The organism is Lysinibacillus macroides (assembly GCF_001281525.1).
Lineage (GTDB): Bacteria > Bacillota > Bacilli > Bacillales_A > Planococcaceae > Lysinibacillus > Lysinibacillus macroides.
Genome location: NZ_LGCI01000003.1, coordinates 76,743 through 92,636, shown reverse-complemented (window position 1 = coordinate 92,636; position 15,894 = coordinate 76,743). Strand labels below are relative to the sequence as shown.

The following is a 15,894-nucleotide window of genomic DNA, read 5'->3' as shown; positions in this document are numbered from 1 at the left end:
AAATGCGAAGTTTGGTCAATAAAACATAGAAATGGGTCAATAACAAATGATTTAAGGTTGCTGTAAGCTTGCGACAAATTTGCTGTAAGTTTGGACTCGTATACTAAAGTCAGAAAGAAGAGGTGAGCGTAAATGACGCCAATATTAAAGGTACAAAACGTTGGAAAAACTTACGGCAAAGGCGCAAATACTTTTACAGCGCTATCGGATATATCATTTGAAGTAGCAAAGGGAGAGTTTATTGGGGTAATGGGTCCTTCTGGAGCTGGTAAATCTACGCTTCTTAATGTATTAGCAACGATTGATACGCCAACGACTGGTGAAATTATTATTGAAGATACTAACCTAGCACGTATGAAGGACGCTGAATTAGCAGATTTCCGCCGTGAGAATTTAGGGTTTATCTTCCAGGATTATAACTTGCTCGATTCTTTAACAGTGCGAGAAAATATTGTTTTACCACTGGCGATTGCGAAGATGCCAACAAAGGCTATTAACGCAAGGGTTGACCGCATTGCTGCATTGTTTAGCATAAGTGATTTACTTGATAAATATCCTTATCAAATTTCGGGTGGACAAAAGCAACGTACAGCCTCCTCACGAGCATTAGTGACTGAGCCAAAACTAATCTTTGCTGATGAGCCGACAGGTGCGCTTGATTCAAAATCTGCAACAGATTTACTAGAAAGCCTAAGTGATTTAAATCAATCCCAGGCAGCTACTATTATGATGGTCACGCATGATGCCTTTGCGGCTAGTTTCTGTCAGCGCATACTATTTATTCAGGATGGGCAGTTATCGAAGGAAATTCATCGAGGAGCCTTAACAAGAAAGCAGTTTTTCCAAGAGATCTTGCAGGTGCTGTCCAGCATCGGGGGTGGAGTAAATGACGTTATTTAGTTTAGCGCGTAAAAATATTCAGCGCAATTTATCGAATTACTTTTTATATATTGCCTCGATGGTATTTAGTATCGTTATTTACTTTACATTTGTCACACTGAAATATAATGATGACCTTGCAGCTTTAAAGCAATCCGCGCAGCAAATTAAGGGATTAATGAGTGCATCGTCAGTAGTGCTTCTGTTCTTTATTGTTATCTTTATGGCCTATTCTAATTCATTTTTTATGAAGAAGCGGAAAAAAGAAGTAGCCCTTTACTCGTTACTAGGTGTACGTAAGCAAAAAATTGGCTTAATGCTCTTTTTTGAAAACCTAGTCATAGGGCTTGTCTCTCTAGTGTTTGGTATCATTCTAGGTTTCTTTATGTCCCAAGGGCTATTAATGATACTAGTACGCTTAATGGGCTATGAAGTGGTTGGTAGCCTGACATTTTCAATGGAGGCACTAATTAATACAACGGGCATTTTTACACTAATGTTTTTATTCACATCCTTACAGGGCTATCGTGTGATTTATCAATTTAAGCTAATTGATTTATTTCATGCAGACAAACAGGGGGAGCAAATTCCACGTGTATCGTTGATCGCTGCATTATTGGGAACTGTACTGATAGCATTTGGCTATTATACGGCTGCCTCTGATATGTTTACAAGTAGTATTTGGAAATTATTCACGTTCTTAGGTACGCCGCTGCTAGTAATTGGTGTAACAATCGCAGGCACCTATCTATTATTCCACAGCGTTAGCGTATTTGTGTTAACAGCCTTGAAAAAAGCGACATCATGGTCATGGAAGGGCTTAAATTTAATCGGTGTCTCTCAATTATTATATCGTATCCGAGCCAATGCAAAATCGTTGTCAATCATTGCAATTTTAAGTGCCACAACGATTACTGCTGGTGGTGGTGTCTTTGGTATGTATTACAATGCAGAAGCAAGTGTCCGTCAGATGCTACCCAATACCTTTATGTGGAAAGGTGATACCGTAGAATTTCCTCAGCAAGATGTCTTATATCATGAATCACTAGCTGTGAAAAATTTACGTGTTGATAATGACTTCGCATTTTTTGAATACACATTATTGAAAGAAACGGACTATAATCGTTTAGCGCAATTACAAGGCAAGGATGGAGAGCAGCATATTGCAAATGGCTCAACCATCTTACTGGATGCAGCCTTTGATGAACGTTTTTCACATGATTTTACGGGTGAAGACTTTAAGCTAGAGAATGGGGATTCCTTTTATGTTGATAAAATGCTGACAGAAAGCGTCCTAAATTTTATACCAGCAGGAACAGTACTCGTTGTAAACGATCAGGAATTTGCTGCTACGGATGCCGAAGCTGTGACAATGCAGGTTGTTGGCATGGACAAGGATTTAAAGCAGCAGGACATATCACAGATTATTTATAAGCAATTGTCTAACGAGCAGCAAGAGAACTTCTCTAGTGTTCCCCAAAGCTATGAGGATAGTTTGGCTACGGTCGGTGCATTATTGTTTGTCGGAAGCTTTTTAGGTCTGGTGTTTCTAGCAGCAACAGGAAGTATTATTTATTTCAAAATTTTAACGGAAGCTGAGGAAGATCAGGCGAAATATGCAATTTTAAATAAAATAGGTGTGAATAGTAAGCAAATCCTAAAGACAGTGGCAGGACAGGTAGCTGTTATCTTTAGTGCACCGCTTATTGTGGGCATCATGCATAGCGTCTTTGCCTTACTAGCATTTTCACAATTATTTAATATGAATATTACAAAGCCCGTAATTCTATGGATGGTTGCATATTCAGCCATTTACTTTATTTACTATATCTTTACAGTACGTGCGTTCTACAAAATTGTGAGACGGGAGAATTAATATGAAACAAGCATTTTTAGGAATCGGCGCATTATTGATGTTATTTATTGCCGGCTTAATTGTACTAATAACGGTAGATTTTAATCGTTTAAATAAAGATGCATACTACGTTCAAATTACAGCAGATGGAGAAGCAGAGGAGCACAAGGCAGATAACGGCGAAATTTTTACAACATATTGGTACGAACTGCCCGCCCTTAATGACAAGGGAGAAGAAAAAATATTGAAGTTTTCAGCGCAAAAAAACTTACGCCAGGATGCCTATTTACAGCTCTATGTAAAAAAGGAATCAGAGGTCACTTCCTATGATGAAATCCAGTTCAATAAATTACCTGTAAAGGTGCAGAAGCAAATAAAATAGCAAGCAGGTTAAGGTAGAGATAATCGTCTCTACCTTTTTTTATAGAAAAATTCGGTGATTTATGTATGGAAATATTGTTATAATATACATGATAATGTAATTTCGAAATAGGGGGATGGAGATGAAAAAGGAAAGCAAGCTACTGCTATTGATTTTAACGATAAGCATTGCCACAGTTCTGATCATTCCTGTTTCTGTAAACTTTATGGCTCAATCTAAGTATAGCCATCAGGTTATCACGCTACATGGCATAGATATTGCAAGAGGTACATATTCTGGTGGTCAATTTATAGATAAATATAGAGTATCCAAAAGGAATGGCGAAATGCTTAACTTTTGGATTAAAAATACAGGAAATACGGATATTAAAATTACGATAGATGAAAAGGGTGGAGCGATTTTTCAACCAGGGGAACAGGGGCATATTTCTACCTCTGTTGGATTTTTTGCGAAAACCTATGAGTTTAAAGCTGCCCCTTTACACAATGGCGGAAATATCCGAATGGAATATGGACTTAGTCAAAGGTAATAGGGGATAGCGATGAAATGAAGAAAAATGGGCAAGGTAATTCTATTGATAATTGCGATAGGAGCTACTCTTGTACTGCTCCTGCTTTTTTGCTAGATAGAACAGAGCTACAAGAAAATTACTATATAGGAATGCCAGAGGGTATGGATATTGATTCTGCTAAACTAACGAGCTTGGTAGGATTCCAAAGGACATATTTATTAGAAAAAACAATGAGGAGCTAGACGTGATAATAAAAATCAATGAGAACATAGAAAAAAGCTAGCTCCAGGAGAACAAGGCGATATTACAATTCCAGCTAAACAATTTAACCGTAAACATACATTTAAAGCGGGGTATTGCGATTGACTATAAAATTGCACAAAGGCATAGTTAAACTGTGGGAGATTCCTGTCTAAATGAACAGAGCTAAATATAGGGGGAAACGAATGAAAAAAATAATAGGGATTTTTCTGGTAATAGCGATACTATTAATAGTATCAGATCTTCTTCAAGGAGTTATTTTAACGATACTGTATAATCCAGTAGGGTCAGAGAATATTTATGAACCTACATGGATTGTGAAGTATAGTTTAACTGCGGCTATTATCACTATTATGATTGTGCCAGTCATTAAATTTTATAGCCGCATCACTAAAAAAGATGTACCTTTGAACTAACCCCACTTATAGAAGTGTGGGATTCCTGCGAACACCAGACCAATGTCTAGTTATAGTAGCAGGCTCTACCCGTAGTCCCTACGGTGAAAAACTTGCAATGATTGTACGTTGGACTCCGTTGGCTAGCGTACTGCTTAGTTTTCGCTTTTCGGCTAGACAGAGCGATAGAACGTTGAAGATTTTATATAACAGACGAACTTTCCTGTTACAACCTCATATCTTCAGTTTTCAAAGAGCAAGCTGTACAGGTTCGTTATAGCATATACGTTCTAATTGTGCGACGATTTAAGCGAACGCCTACCGACATTCATCTTCCCCTTACTCAAAGGACTATCCCCTTCACGTTCCTTAAAGTGGGCGTCTTCTATCGGAAAATGATAAATTAGAACGATACCAACCTTCATGACTCAAATAACGAGAGTAATGAAGGCCAAATCTGGATAGTTATATGGCATGAAGGACAGTCAATCTTGCTTGCTAAATAGGGCAAATGGCGGATAAGTTTATCTTCGCCAATCGCCTGTGCTTGCTCTTGCAATATTTTTTGTTCTCTATTTGAAAATTTTGTTGCGGGAATAATGGTGTGAGCATTTTGCTCCTCATTAAACACAGGGTCCTGCGTAAATGCCTGTATGCATGTATCGTCTTCATTCGGCCATAAATACATCTCCTCTTTACATTTTGGGCAGGTAACAACGTATTCATCGCCCATTGTAAATGTCAGTAGCATATTAGCCAATGTGTATAACCCTTGATAAGCAGCATTAGCACTAAGGATGTAACGCTTTTCCACAGGGTTCTCTAAAGCATGGGTTGCATAAGCAAGTACTTCTGGTCCTAGTAATGCTATCTTACGTATAGCCTTGAGGTATTCACTGTAGATATCCGTACAGGTTGATGCCCCGATATGTTCGGCTAATTCCATCCATGTTGCGGGGAATGGAGCTGCCTCATTGTGATCCCGGCTTGCCTCGATAATACCGCATGTAATAAATAGCTCACATTGCACTTTAAGGTCTTCTGTTGAACAAGCAATGTGTACTAAATAAGGAACAGCGGCATAAGTAACCGTGTAAATTGTGTTTTGATGAAATAAATATTCTTGAAAAAGCTCATCAGCCCTTTCTTGATGATATTCCTGCGTCAACTGCTGTAAGAATGCAGGTACCTCTGTTCCAGAACCATATGGCCCCATTAACTTGCCCCACACATTGCTCGTCCATTCAAGCATCATAAGCGCCTCCCTATACAATAAATTCTACTATGACTGCTCCTTTTTTAGATAAATGCTTACAGTTGTCCCTTTTCGCACCTCAGAGGTGATGGTGACAGTTCCACCATGTGCTTCAATAATATCTCTAGCAATCGCTGTGCCTAAGCCAGTGCCAGCCGTTTGCTCGGTATTTGTACCTCGATAGTAGCGTTCAAAAATGTGCTCTAAATCTTCTACATTCATTCCCTTGCCAGTATCAGCAATTGTAATGGAATCCTCGTCAACCATCACTCCAACAGCTACATCTGGTGGATTATGAAGCAGTGCATTGTGTAAAAAATTGATAATTGCTCGACGCATAAAATGCTCGTCAATACAATACTCGATATTGTCAGAGGTAGCCTCAAAGTCAATGTTTGCAAGTTCAAATTGTGGTGAATTTAAAGTATCAATCACAATCTCACGAACAAATGGTACGAGATTGACCTTATTAAATGTTAGGGGAAGCTGCTGATGCCTTAGACGCATTGTTAAATTAAGATCATCCAGCAACTCCTGCATATGCAATGCCTGTCTTTCAATAATTTTTGTATACTCAGCTTGCTCACTAGGTGCGAGTGGACTATCATTTAAAAGCTCTGCATAGCCTCGAATGGAAGCGAGCGGTGTTTTCATATCGTGTGAAACATTACTTATCCATTCCTCACGCATCAATTCTAGTTGTTTTCTCTCCTGCTCATGGGCAGCTAATTCTTGTGATACCTCATCTAAATTATCAAAAACCGGCTTATAGACCCCACCAGGTGTTTTAATAGGAGTATATTTATGATTTTTTAAGTAATGAATACGTTCAATCATGGCATAGAGTGGCTTTGTTAATGTGCGGCCAAAGAGCCAGCCTACTAATGCCGCGATCAATAAATCCACAATGATAATAACGAGTCCAAATTTACCAATAAACTGTAGGGTGGATGAGCCAGAAATATGCATAACTAAGCGCGAAACGCCACTGCCTTTAATGCCAATGAGATAGCTAAGCTCATCCTTCATTCCCATATAAACCGTTGTGTCTATATCAAATTCTTTATATTTATACACTTGAATAATATCGATGGGCGCGTAATGTGTAAGGGCATTATCTGGTGCAAAATAGTCTTCAAGCACCTGCCCATTTTTATCAAGTACCTGAATCCATGCATTTCGTTGATGTAATTCCTGAAGACCCTCTTGGTGGATGGTTGCTGTATCACTATCAATATACTGCTGAAAATCACGAACAAATTGTTCCTCTGAATAGGAGGATACATCATAATTATGAAGCTGTTGAAGCATAAAAAAGCCTATAAAGATAATGGAGTTAACGACAATAACAATAAAAACAATGGAAAGCACGGATAGAAGAAAGCGAGCGGTGAGCTTCCATTTCATCGCTGTGCCTCTTGCGGTATAACCAATTTATAGCCAAGCCCCTTAACCGTTGTAATATACATAGGCCTTGAAGCATCCTGCTCAATTTTTTCACGCAAACGTCGAATATGCACCATTACTGTATTATCAGAGCCGAAAAAATCCTCGCCCCACACACGCTCAAATAGTGTTTCTTTACTTAAAATGCGATTCGGATTGCGCATAAAGCACGCCATTAAGCCAATTTCCTTCGCTGTTAGCTCCAATAAAACTCCGTCCTTCTGTACCTCAGTTTCATCGGTATTAAGCTGAAATGGTCCAACCTGTATAGCTTTTTCAGAGCTGCTTGGTGGAGCATCCTGTGTTTGATAGCCCGCTCTTCGTAATTGTGCCTTAACACGGTAGGCAACTTCTTTAGGGCTAAAAGGCTTTGTAATGTAATCGTCGCCGCCAATAGCTAGTCCTACAATTTTATCAATTTCTTCTGTTTTCGCAGACATAAAGAGTACAGGTACATGTGATACCTCTCGAATTCGTCTACATAAATCATAGCCCTCACCATCTGGGAGCATTACATCGAGCAGCACAATATTGGGTGCTATTTGCTGAAAACTTGTCCAAGCCTCCTGTATAGTGCCTGCTATGGTAATTTGCTGATAGCCCTCCTTTTGCAGACTGATTTTTAACAGATTGGCTAAATCAGCTTCATCCTCTACAATTAAAATAGTTGGCTCTTGCATATGCCTACACGTCCTTTCTTTAAAAGCCTTCACTGACAATTATTATAAATGAAATATCCATGAAAGCGAGAATAGAGGTATTTGTTGAAGGATTCAGATAAATTAGCGGATAGGGTAGTAGAACTGGTGGAGAGAACGGAGAAAGTGACGGATAGTATTGCAAAAAGGAAGAATGGGCTAAAAAATTTATTTGCGAAAGGAAACCTTTAGAGAGCCACAAGCGTAGAAAGAGTAATCATACATGAGGAGGAATCAGGATGTTTAAAAGAATAGCAGCAGATGCACTTGGACTTTCAGATATTGGGGTAGTTGTCCCACGAGAGGATTATGACAAAACAGATGCAGATGATTTTATTTTGCATGAAATCGACGAGAAAATTTACTTTTTAATTAAAACAAAGGCAGATGAGTACTGCTTTACCAATCGTGCCATTATTCATGTAGACGGTGAAAGTGCCCTGAGTAAAAAGCGATTACTGCGACGATACGATTATTCAATGTATTCAATTACAGATGTTTTTCTCGAAACAGCAGGAACAATAGACCTTGATGTCGAAATTAAATTTACAATCAATAATTCTCCACTATCTATCGACATCCATAAACGCTTTATTGATGATATTAAAGATTTATATAAAGCACTACATGCGATTAGCTATGAACAAAAACAAAATGCCTACAAGCTAGAGGTAGCAGAAAGAAGCTTAAATATCGCATCTTCATCACTTGGGCGAATTGGTAATAACAATATTACGCCAGCATCATCATTCAAGGAAGTTACGCGCTTTGCAAACGATTGGATGATTGACCACAAAAGCAAATACAACAAAGATGATTTCTCACATATTTTTAATTTATATATAAACAATTAATGAAAATAGCTCTCTGCACATGTGGAGAGCATTTTTAACATAGCACTCTATACATAAAAATTAGAACTAGGAGCGTGACAAATATGGCCAATGAATTACATGTACTAGAAAAAGAAGAAATGGAAAATAGCAACTCTATCAAGCGACCTCAAGCCGTTGAGACATTGTTTGTAAATGAGTTTATAAACGGAATTTTAGATCCAGTAGAACAAATGCTAGGACCTGTGAAAAATGGGGGAACAATTATTGCCAATACAACGCCTGGATGCTGGGGACCTATGCTAACACCAACTATTCGTGGAGGGCATGAGGTCACGAAGCCTGTTTTTGTAGAAGGTGCTGAAGTAGGAGATGCCATTGTTATTAACATTCAATCTATACAGGTGACATCATTGGCAACCTCATCTGGTCATGATGAGGCAATCACAGATCGATTTATTGGTGATCCGTTTGTGTCTGTAAAATGCCCAGGCTGTGGCAAGCTACATCCAAGTACAGTTATTAAAGGCATTGGCAGACAAGCAATTCGCTGTTCCACATGTGATACAGAAACAGCCCCATTTAAAATGACGAATGGCTATACAATGGCATTCGATCACAAAGGGCATATAGGTGTGACCGTTGGGCGGGAGGGTGCACGTCGTATCGCGCTCGATGCGAAAAACTATATGAGAACACCTGAAAATTCAGTACAAAATCCTGTTGTTGCATTAGCACCAAGTGATTTAATTGGGGTGATGGCTAGAATGCGTCCATTTTTAGGGCAGCTTGGTACAACCCCCTCAAAGGCAATGCCAGATTCTCATAATGCGGGCGATTTTGGTTCGTTCTTAATTGGCGCACCGCATGAGTATGCCTTTACACAGGAAGAATTGGACAAGCATCGTACAGATGGGCATATGGATATTAGTAGAGTTCGTGAAGGAGCAACCATTATTTGCCCTGTTAAAGTTCCTGGTGGCGGTGTCTATATTGGGGATATGCATGCGATGCAGGGAGATGGGGAGATTGCAGGACATACAACAGATGTAGCAGGTATTGTCCAGCTACAAGTGAGTGTCTTGAAAAAAGTTGCGTTGGAGGGACCGATTTTATTACCAAATGAAGAAGATTTGCCATATACAGCAAGACCTTTTACAAAGGAAGAAAAGCGCCGTGCACGCGAGCTAGCGGAGGAATTTGGTGTGAAGCAGGTAGAAGAAGCATTCCCTGTATCTGTGGTAGGTTCAGGGAAGACGTTGAATGAGGCAACGGATAATGCCATTCAACGAGCTGCTAAGCTATTTGATATGAGTGAGCCTGAAGTATTAAATCGAGCAACCATTACAGGCTCCATTGAAATTGGACGTCATCCAGGTGTAGTCACAGCAACCCTCCAAGTTCCAAAAAGCATTTTGAAAAAAGTGCGCCTTTTAAAGACAATTAAGAGGCAGTACGATTAATACGAAGAGAGAAATAAATGACCAAGATAGCTCGGTGGCTGTCTTGGCCTTTTTGTTGCTTTACAGAAAGGGTCACCGTTATTGATTTTATAATATAAATGGTTAACGCAATTATTGTCAATTCTTGAGGAATTGTAAATATTTATCTGAATTTTTAAATTTGAATTGAATTCTTTTGTTGTGTTGATATAATAGTTTAAAAATTAAACGTCTATAGTAAGGTTGGTGACAAATGGAAGAAACGATTCATGTCCAAAATAAACTAGAAAAAAAGAATACGATAAAACCCTTTATTGCAAAAATGAAAGGGGGAGGACGGGCTCCTTCGCGTACAAACTTCGCTGATGCCTTTACAGGAGCACTAGGTGGTTTGATATGTATTTTTGTTTTACTATGGTTAACGAATTATACGAATGCTCCTTGGCTAATGGCATCACTTGGCGGAAGCTGTGTGCTTGTTTTTATTGTTTGGAATGCCCCATTGTCCCAGCCTCGCAATATTATAGGCGGTCATTTAATTTCTGCATTTATTGGTTTAACGATGTATTCCCTACTAGGCTCCAATATGCTGTCCATCAGTCTTGGTGTTGGACTAACGATATTTTTTATGGCTTTTTTAGGAACCATTCATCCGCCAGCAGGGGCCAATCCAATTATTATTATTTTAGGAGGCTATAGCTGGAGCTATCTGATTATGCCTGTGTTTATAGGAGCTTTAATTATCGTTTTATTCGGGTTGTTAATCAATAATTTACGAGATACAAGAAAATATCCAGTTTTTTGGTGACGGTGTTTGTCCATCTATAAAGTGCTTATTTTATAGATGGATTTTTTCTGTGTGCCAGCTATGTATATCACAATTTTTTTAGCATATGTTGGAGAAGATTTGTTATATTGAAGAAAGACAAACAATGTAAGGGAAGATGCATAGTGGTTAAATTGGATGGGAGGCTCCAATGGTATGTTGTTGGATTGTGATGAGCAATTATTCATGGCATATAAACAAAATAGTGAAGAGGGTGTAGAAAAGTTACTTGCTGCATGGGAGGAGGCAACGTCTACCCTACAGGAAGACCCTCAAATATTAGGTACTTCACTTTCACCGCAACTATTTCTAGTAAATGAAGAAGCTGCTAAGAATATTGCCTTTTCCACAGCACGTAAATATTGGGGACATGTATCAGGAGAAATGCAATTGTTGTTTGAGCAATATGGCTTCGATGCAAAATTTGTGAATGAACGACTCTCTGCGTTTTTTTATACACAAAAAGGAAAAGAAACATTTTTTGAGCAGCTTTTTGCCCAGCATACCATGGATTTAGAGAGAGTAATTTGGCTAGTTTTTGGGAAACGACTGCAAATACCGATGCCTGTGAATGAACTGCAAACGATTATTTTATATAAATTTCAAGATGAATATTTTATGCATATGATGTATAAAGAGAAAGCTCCATTCTGGCATTGGCTGTTTGCAAAAAAGGTTTATTCACTGCTTATCCACAGACCTTTAGAACAATTCACATTTCTTTATGAAATAATGGGACATTTTGAGCAATCTATTCGAGAAAATTGTGAACATGTGGATAACTTTGTGAATAACTATAAAGCGATACTGGATAAGTGTATAACTTATGTGGATAAGCATAATCCCTCTTGCCTAGCAAAAAAACAATTGCGACTCTATCAAATTGTGACCCATTATTGTTTAGCAGAAGGGGATGTTCAAAAGGTGAAAGCGCTGATTACGTCCTTTGAAACGGAATGGCGCTATTCGATGTATGCATTAACAGAAAAGGAGAAGGTGTTAATTGCCTATATCTTATTTCATATCGCCAACAGGGAGCAACAAAGTGAGGCAGCTATACGCTATGGTGAGTATTTATTAGAGGATGAACGCTTAAATAATTATGCGATAGAAATTTTATTGGAATATAGAGAGCTTCTGCCAAACCGTAAACCAACACCACCTGCCATTATTAAAAATTATCAGCTGAATTATTTAGAAAATTTATATGCAGTGTTACTTGATCATTATGTAAAAATGGAACGTTATACAGATGGCCTAGCATTGTTAAAGGAGCATGTATTAGCGTCCAATAAAAAAATCCATACCTCATTAGTACAAAAAAATTATAGCCAAGAACAATTTATTACAATTGAGGCATATGTTCAGCAGGACATTGCTCTACATGTGAATAATTCACTACAGCATATCGGTTTATCTGTGGAGGAGTGGCGACGGCATTATTATCAACCAGAAGCACCGTATCATATTGTCGCACAAAGCGCTTCCTTGCATATGCTTAATATTTTACGTGTATTATTTGTCACCGAGCAGTTTGAGCTTTTTGAAAAATTAATGGAAATCTATAAAAAATATTTGTTAATTGATGAACATTTTGAAAATCTTCGTCGATTCATTAGTGCTTATGTTTAATGGCAAAAGGGCCATCGAGAAAGAAAAATTTTCTCGATGACCCTTTTAGGTTATTCTAAAACTCCTTTTTCTGTTAAAACGCTAATTTGTTCATCATCGTAGCCTAATGAATGTAAAACCTCTTCATTATGTTCACCAAGCTTAGCACCAACATGTTTATATTCAGGATGTGCACCGCTAAACTTAAAAGGAGAAGCAATTTGCTTTTGTATCGTTCCATCATGCTTTGGAATATCTACAATCATTTCTCTAGCTTTTAGCTGTGGATGCTCACAGGCTTCGGGGAATGTCAGTACAGGCTCTACACAACCCTCAAAGTCCTCATTAAAAACCTCCAGCCATTCATCGTACGTTTTGGACAAAAATGCATCCTGTACAGCCTCTTTAAAACGAATTTGTGTGTAGTAGGAATCGTTAAAGGTATTATCAATTAGCTCAGGAATATCAAGCGCTTCACAGAGCAGCTTTCGAAATTGGGGCTCTAAGCTTCCAACAGAGAAAAAGCGACCATCCTTTGTTTTGTAAAAATCATAATAGCTACCACCGTTTAAAATTTCTTGCTCAGGCTGTGGTACACGACCACCGCCAATAAAAGCAGCGCCATACATCGCATTGAGAGAAAAAACAGCATCCGTCATACTAATATCAATAAATTGACCTTCACCTGTCTTTTCACGATGCAGTGCAGCAGCAAGCACCCCAATGGCTGCATGCATCGTACCCCCTGCAATATCTGCTAGTTGAAGTCCCATAGAGACAGGCTTTTTATCCTTGTGACGTGAATAATCAAGCAAGCCTGATAATGATAGATAGTTATTATCATGTCCAGGACGATGGCTGTACGGACCAGTTTGTCCATAGCCAGTAATCGCACAATAAATAATTTTTGGATTGACTTCCTTTAGTGCTTCATAGCCAATCCCCAGCCGTTGCATAACTCCTGGTCGAAAGCCTTCAACAATAATGTCATATTCTTGTACAAGCGACTTCACAATTTCTACAGCTTCTGGCGACTTTAAATTTAATGTAATTGATTTTTTAGAGCGATTTAAATGTTGATGAATATATGCCTCATGATCATTATCATAGGGAGGCATAATACGCATTAAATCAACACGTTTTGAAGATTCAACATGAATGACATCTGCTCCCAAATCAGCAAATATCATTGTTGCCATTGGTCCTGGTAGTAATGCAGAAAAATCGAGAATTTTTAGTCCCTTTAAAATACCCAAATCTTTCAACCCCTTTTTGTGTAGGCTACATGACCATCCATAGGATGACAGAGTAGCGCTTTTCCCATCATGTGTATTGTTATAAAAAGTGTATTTCTATTTCTGTAGTAATACAGTTTATTTTAATTTATTCAGTATTATAACAGAATGAATCATGGCTTGCCTATGTTATTTTTTATTATAAAATAAACAATCTAAATTTTATATATCAGAATAGCAAAAAAAGTAAAAAAATTTAGAATTTAGATTACCTAGCAAAATTCAGATAAATAAAAATCATTTATTTGAAAATTCAATCGTATGATAGCTCTTAAATAGAAAAAATATTATAAAGTTTTTTTATAAACATTTTAATGAATATTTAGTAAATATCCATATGATTTGTAACTCTTTGTTGATACAATCTTAAGGATATATTGCGGGTTGCTTGGTAGTAAATTATTATATGTGTTGGAGAATTCATACTTTTCTAATAATAGGTCTTTATTTGTAATAAATGACGATTTGTGAAGATACATCTAAAAATAATATAGGAGGTAATTAGTAAGTATGCATCGGGTGAAATTAAAGCATTTAATTATGGGGGTAGCGCTAGCAGCATTCTTCTTTACAAGCATTGGGAGTATTTGGAGCGGATATAGAATGAATGTTGATTCGATAAAGGAAAATACACTTGAAACAAATCGGGTGTATGCTCAGAAATTGGCATCAACTGCAGATGACTATCTCAACGAGGCCTTTCAAATACTCAGTTATAGCGCTAAGCAAATAAGTACAAGGATGGATAATGAACAAGTATTATTTCAGGAAACAGATCGGTTGAAAATGCAAAATCAGATGTTCAATTCTGTGGTTATTACCAATGCAGAGGGTCTTGTATTGGCGATCTCACCACCATCAGTTGATATTAAGGGAGAGGTTTTAACATCTGCGGGTGCTAAAGAAGCGTTAGCTAAAAAGTCACCAACTATTTCTAAACCCTATGAGGCGATCACAGGACGTCTCATTATTTTTATGTCCTATCCTATTTTCTCGGCTTCAAATGAGTATTTAGGCATGGTAGCAGGCTCCATTTATTTAAAGGAACCAAATATTTTTAAAACATTATTAGGAGAACATTATAGCAAGGATGGCTCTTATGTATATGTAGTGGATGCGGATGGGCGCATCATCTATCATCAAGATCCGGCACGTATTAATGATGTGGTGACAGAAAATAAAGTCGTGCAAGCTGTAATGGCGGGAAAAAGTGGTGATCAACTTGTAGAGAATACAAAAGGAATAGAAATGCTTGCTGGCTATAGCACAGTGACCGCTGCAGGCTGGGGTGTTGTTGCCCAAAAACCTCTACAGGTAGCATTAGCTCCTTCATTTGATCGTGTAGAGGAATTTATTGTGAAATCGATACCCCTTATGGTGATTTCGATTATTATTGTACTTTGGGCAGCAGCACGTATTGCCAATCCACTACAGCAATTAGCGACATTAACAGAGGAAAGCCTAGATAGCAAAAATGTAGATGACTTAAAAACAGTTAGTGGCTGGTATTATGAAGCCAATTTCTTAAAGAGTGTCTTGATACGAAGTTTATCCTTTTTACATGGACAAATTACATTTTTCAAGGATCAATCAACCGTTGATCCACTGACGGGCGTTACGAATCGGCGTACGATGGATGCCTTGCTTACTGAGTGGCTGGCAAAGAAGATGCCCCATGCTATTATTTTGCTGGATTTAGACCACTTTAAAAGTGTTAATGATACATATGGTCATGCAGTAGGTGATAAAGTATTGCAGTTTTTAGCAAGACATATGGAAGCTGTAGTACGTGAGGGTGATGTTTGCTGCCGATATGGGGGCGAAGAATTTATAATACTTCTGCCAAACGCAACAGCACAGGAGGCAGAACAAATAGCAGAGCAATTACGAACAAGATTAGCCCAAGCAGACAGTCCATGTGGCAGATCTGTAACATTATCTGCAGGCGTTGCTGTTTATCCAGAAATGGCTGATACGACAGAGGCACTAATAGAGGCTGCTGACAGTGCATTGTATCTTGCAAAGCAGGCTGGACGTAATCAAGTAAAGATGGCTAAGTAAAAAATTATTAAAAACGCGCTTATTTCTTTAATTTTTAGGGTAAATGATTAATGCAATCATCATTTGGGCAAGCTATTTTTGAGTCATCCGTCATATGACTTCTAAGCCATGTTCAAATGAATATGTAACTCGGGCTGCATCTTT

At 38.1% G+C, this 15,894-nt stretch carries 15 protein-coding genes; 11 read left to right on the top strand and 4 right to left on the bottom strand.

All coding sequences use genetic code 11. The annotated features are described in order from the left end of the window. Positions 1-132: 132 nt before the first annotated feature. From ADM90_RS02480 to ADM90_RS02455, 6 genes are all read left to right on the top strand, one after another. A complete protein-coding gene (locus ADM90_RS02480) occupies positions 133-900 on the top strand; it encodes an ABC transporter ATP-binding protein (RefSeq protein WP_053993488.1) in 768 nt (255 codons plus the stop codon). After that, the gene (locus ADM90_RS02475) at positions 887-2,755 is read left to right on the top strand and encodes an ABC transporter permease (protein ID WP_053993487.1); all 1,869 of its coding nucleotides are present in this window, start codon (positions 887-889) and stop codon (positions 2,753-2,755) included. Before ADM90_RS02480 ends, ADM90_RS02475 begins: the two co-directional genes overlap by 14 nt. 1 nt (position 2,756) lies before the next feature. Then, a complete protein-coding gene (locus ADM90_RS02470; RefSeq protein ID WP_053993486.1) occupies positions 2,757-3,116 on the top strand; it encodes a YxeA family protein in 360 nt (119 codons plus the stop codon). A 121-nt stretch (positions 3,117-3,237) separates the two neighbouring features. Beyond that, on the top strand, positions 3,238-3,645 hold the full coding sequence (locus tag ADM90_RS02465; RefSeq protein ID WP_053993485.1) for a hypothetical protein: 408 nt from the start codon (positions 3,238-3,240) through the stop codon (positions 3,643-3,645). Positions 3,646-3,662: 17 nt separating this feature from the next. Continuing rightward, the gene (locus tag ADM90_RS02460; protein ID WP_053993484.1) at positions 3,663-3,869 is read left to right on the top strand and encodes a hypothetical protein; all 207 of its coding nucleotides are present in this window, start codon (positions 3,663-3,665) and stop codon (positions 3,867-3,869) included. A gap of 204 nt (positions 3,870-4,073) precedes the next feature. Beyond that, positions 4,074-4,304, top strand: coding sequence for a hypothetical protein (locus ADM90_RS02455; RefSeq protein ID WP_053993483.1), 231 nt, complete (start codon positions 4,074-4,076; stop codon positions 4,302-4,304). A gap of 400 nt (positions 4,305-4,704) precedes the next feature. Here the strand turns inward: ADM90_RS02455 and ADM90_RS02450 are convergent, their stop codons facing one another. From ADM90_RS02450 to ADM90_RS02440, 3 genes are read right to left on the bottom strand one after another with little or no spacing between them, the layout of a single operon-like run. Then, entirely contained in the window at positions 4,705-5,535 is an 831-nt protein-coding gene (locus ADM90_RS02450) for a hypothetical protein (protein ID WP_053993482.1), read from the bottom strand. Positions 5,536-5,565: 30 nt separating this feature from the next. After that, the gene (locus ADM90_RS02445; RefSeq protein ID WP_053993481.1) at positions 5,566-6,945 is read right to left on the bottom strand and encodes a sensor histidine kinase; all 1,380 of its coding nucleotides are present in this window, start codon (positions 6,943-6,945) and stop codon (positions 5,566-5,568) included. Further along, positions 6,942-7,664, bottom strand: coding sequence for a response regulator transcription factor (locus ADM90_RS02440; RefSeq protein WP_053993480.1), 723 nt, complete (start codon positions 7,662-7,664; stop codon positions 6,942-6,944). The genes ADM90_RS02445 and ADM90_RS02440 overlap by 4 nt, the downstream gene beginning before the upstream one ends. Before the next feature lie 257 nt (positions 7,665-7,921). Here ADM90_RS02440 and ADM90_RS02435 point away from each other — a divergent pair, with 257 nt between their 5' ends. From ADM90_RS02435 to ADM90_RS02420, 4 genes are all read left to right on the top strand, one after another. After that, a complete protein-coding gene (locus ADM90_RS02435; protein WP_053993479.1) occupies positions 7,922-8,536 on the top strand; it encodes a PH domain-containing protein in 615 nt (204 codons plus the stop codon). A gap of 83 nt (positions 8,537-8,619) precedes the next feature. Beyond that, complete coding sequence (locus tag ADM90_RS02430; RefSeq protein WP_053993478.1) at positions 8,620-9,978, top strand: acetamidase/formamidase family protein; 1,359 nt, start codon at positions 8,620-8,622, stop codon at positions 9,976-9,978. Positions 9,979-10,210: 232 nt separating this feature from the next. Then, positions 10,211-10,765: an HPP family protein gene (locus tag ADM90_RS02425; protein WP_053993477.1), complete on the top strand. Its 555-nt coding sequence runs from the start codon at positions 10,211-10,213 to the stop codon at positions 10,763-10,765. A 174-nt stretch (positions 10,766-10,939) separates the two neighbouring features. Further along, entirely contained in the window at positions 10,940-12,415 is a 1,476-nt protein-coding gene (locus ADM90_RS02420) for a hypothetical protein (RefSeq protein ID WP_053993476.1), read from the top strand. Positions 12,416-12,465: 50 nt separating this feature from the next. Here the strand turns inward: ADM90_RS02420 and ADM90_RS02415 are convergent, their stop codons facing one another. After that, positions 12,466-13,650 carry a CaiB/BaiF CoA transferase family protein gene (locus ADM90_RS02415; protein WP_053993475.1) on the bottom strand — a complete coding sequence of 395 codons (1,185 nt, stop codon included), beginning with the start codon at positions 13,648-13,650 and terminating at the stop codon, positions 12,466-12,468. 549 nt (positions 13,651-14,199) lie between these two features. On the opposite strand from ADM90_RS02415, the gene ADM90_RS02410 reads away from it, so the two are divergent. Next, positions 14,200-15,750, top strand: a complete 1,551-nt coding sequence (locus tag ADM90_RS02410; RefSeq protein WP_053993474.1) for a sensor domain-containing diguanylate cyclase — start codon at positions 14,200-14,202, stop codon at positions 15,748-15,750. Positions 15,751-15,894 lie beyond the last annotated feature (144 nt).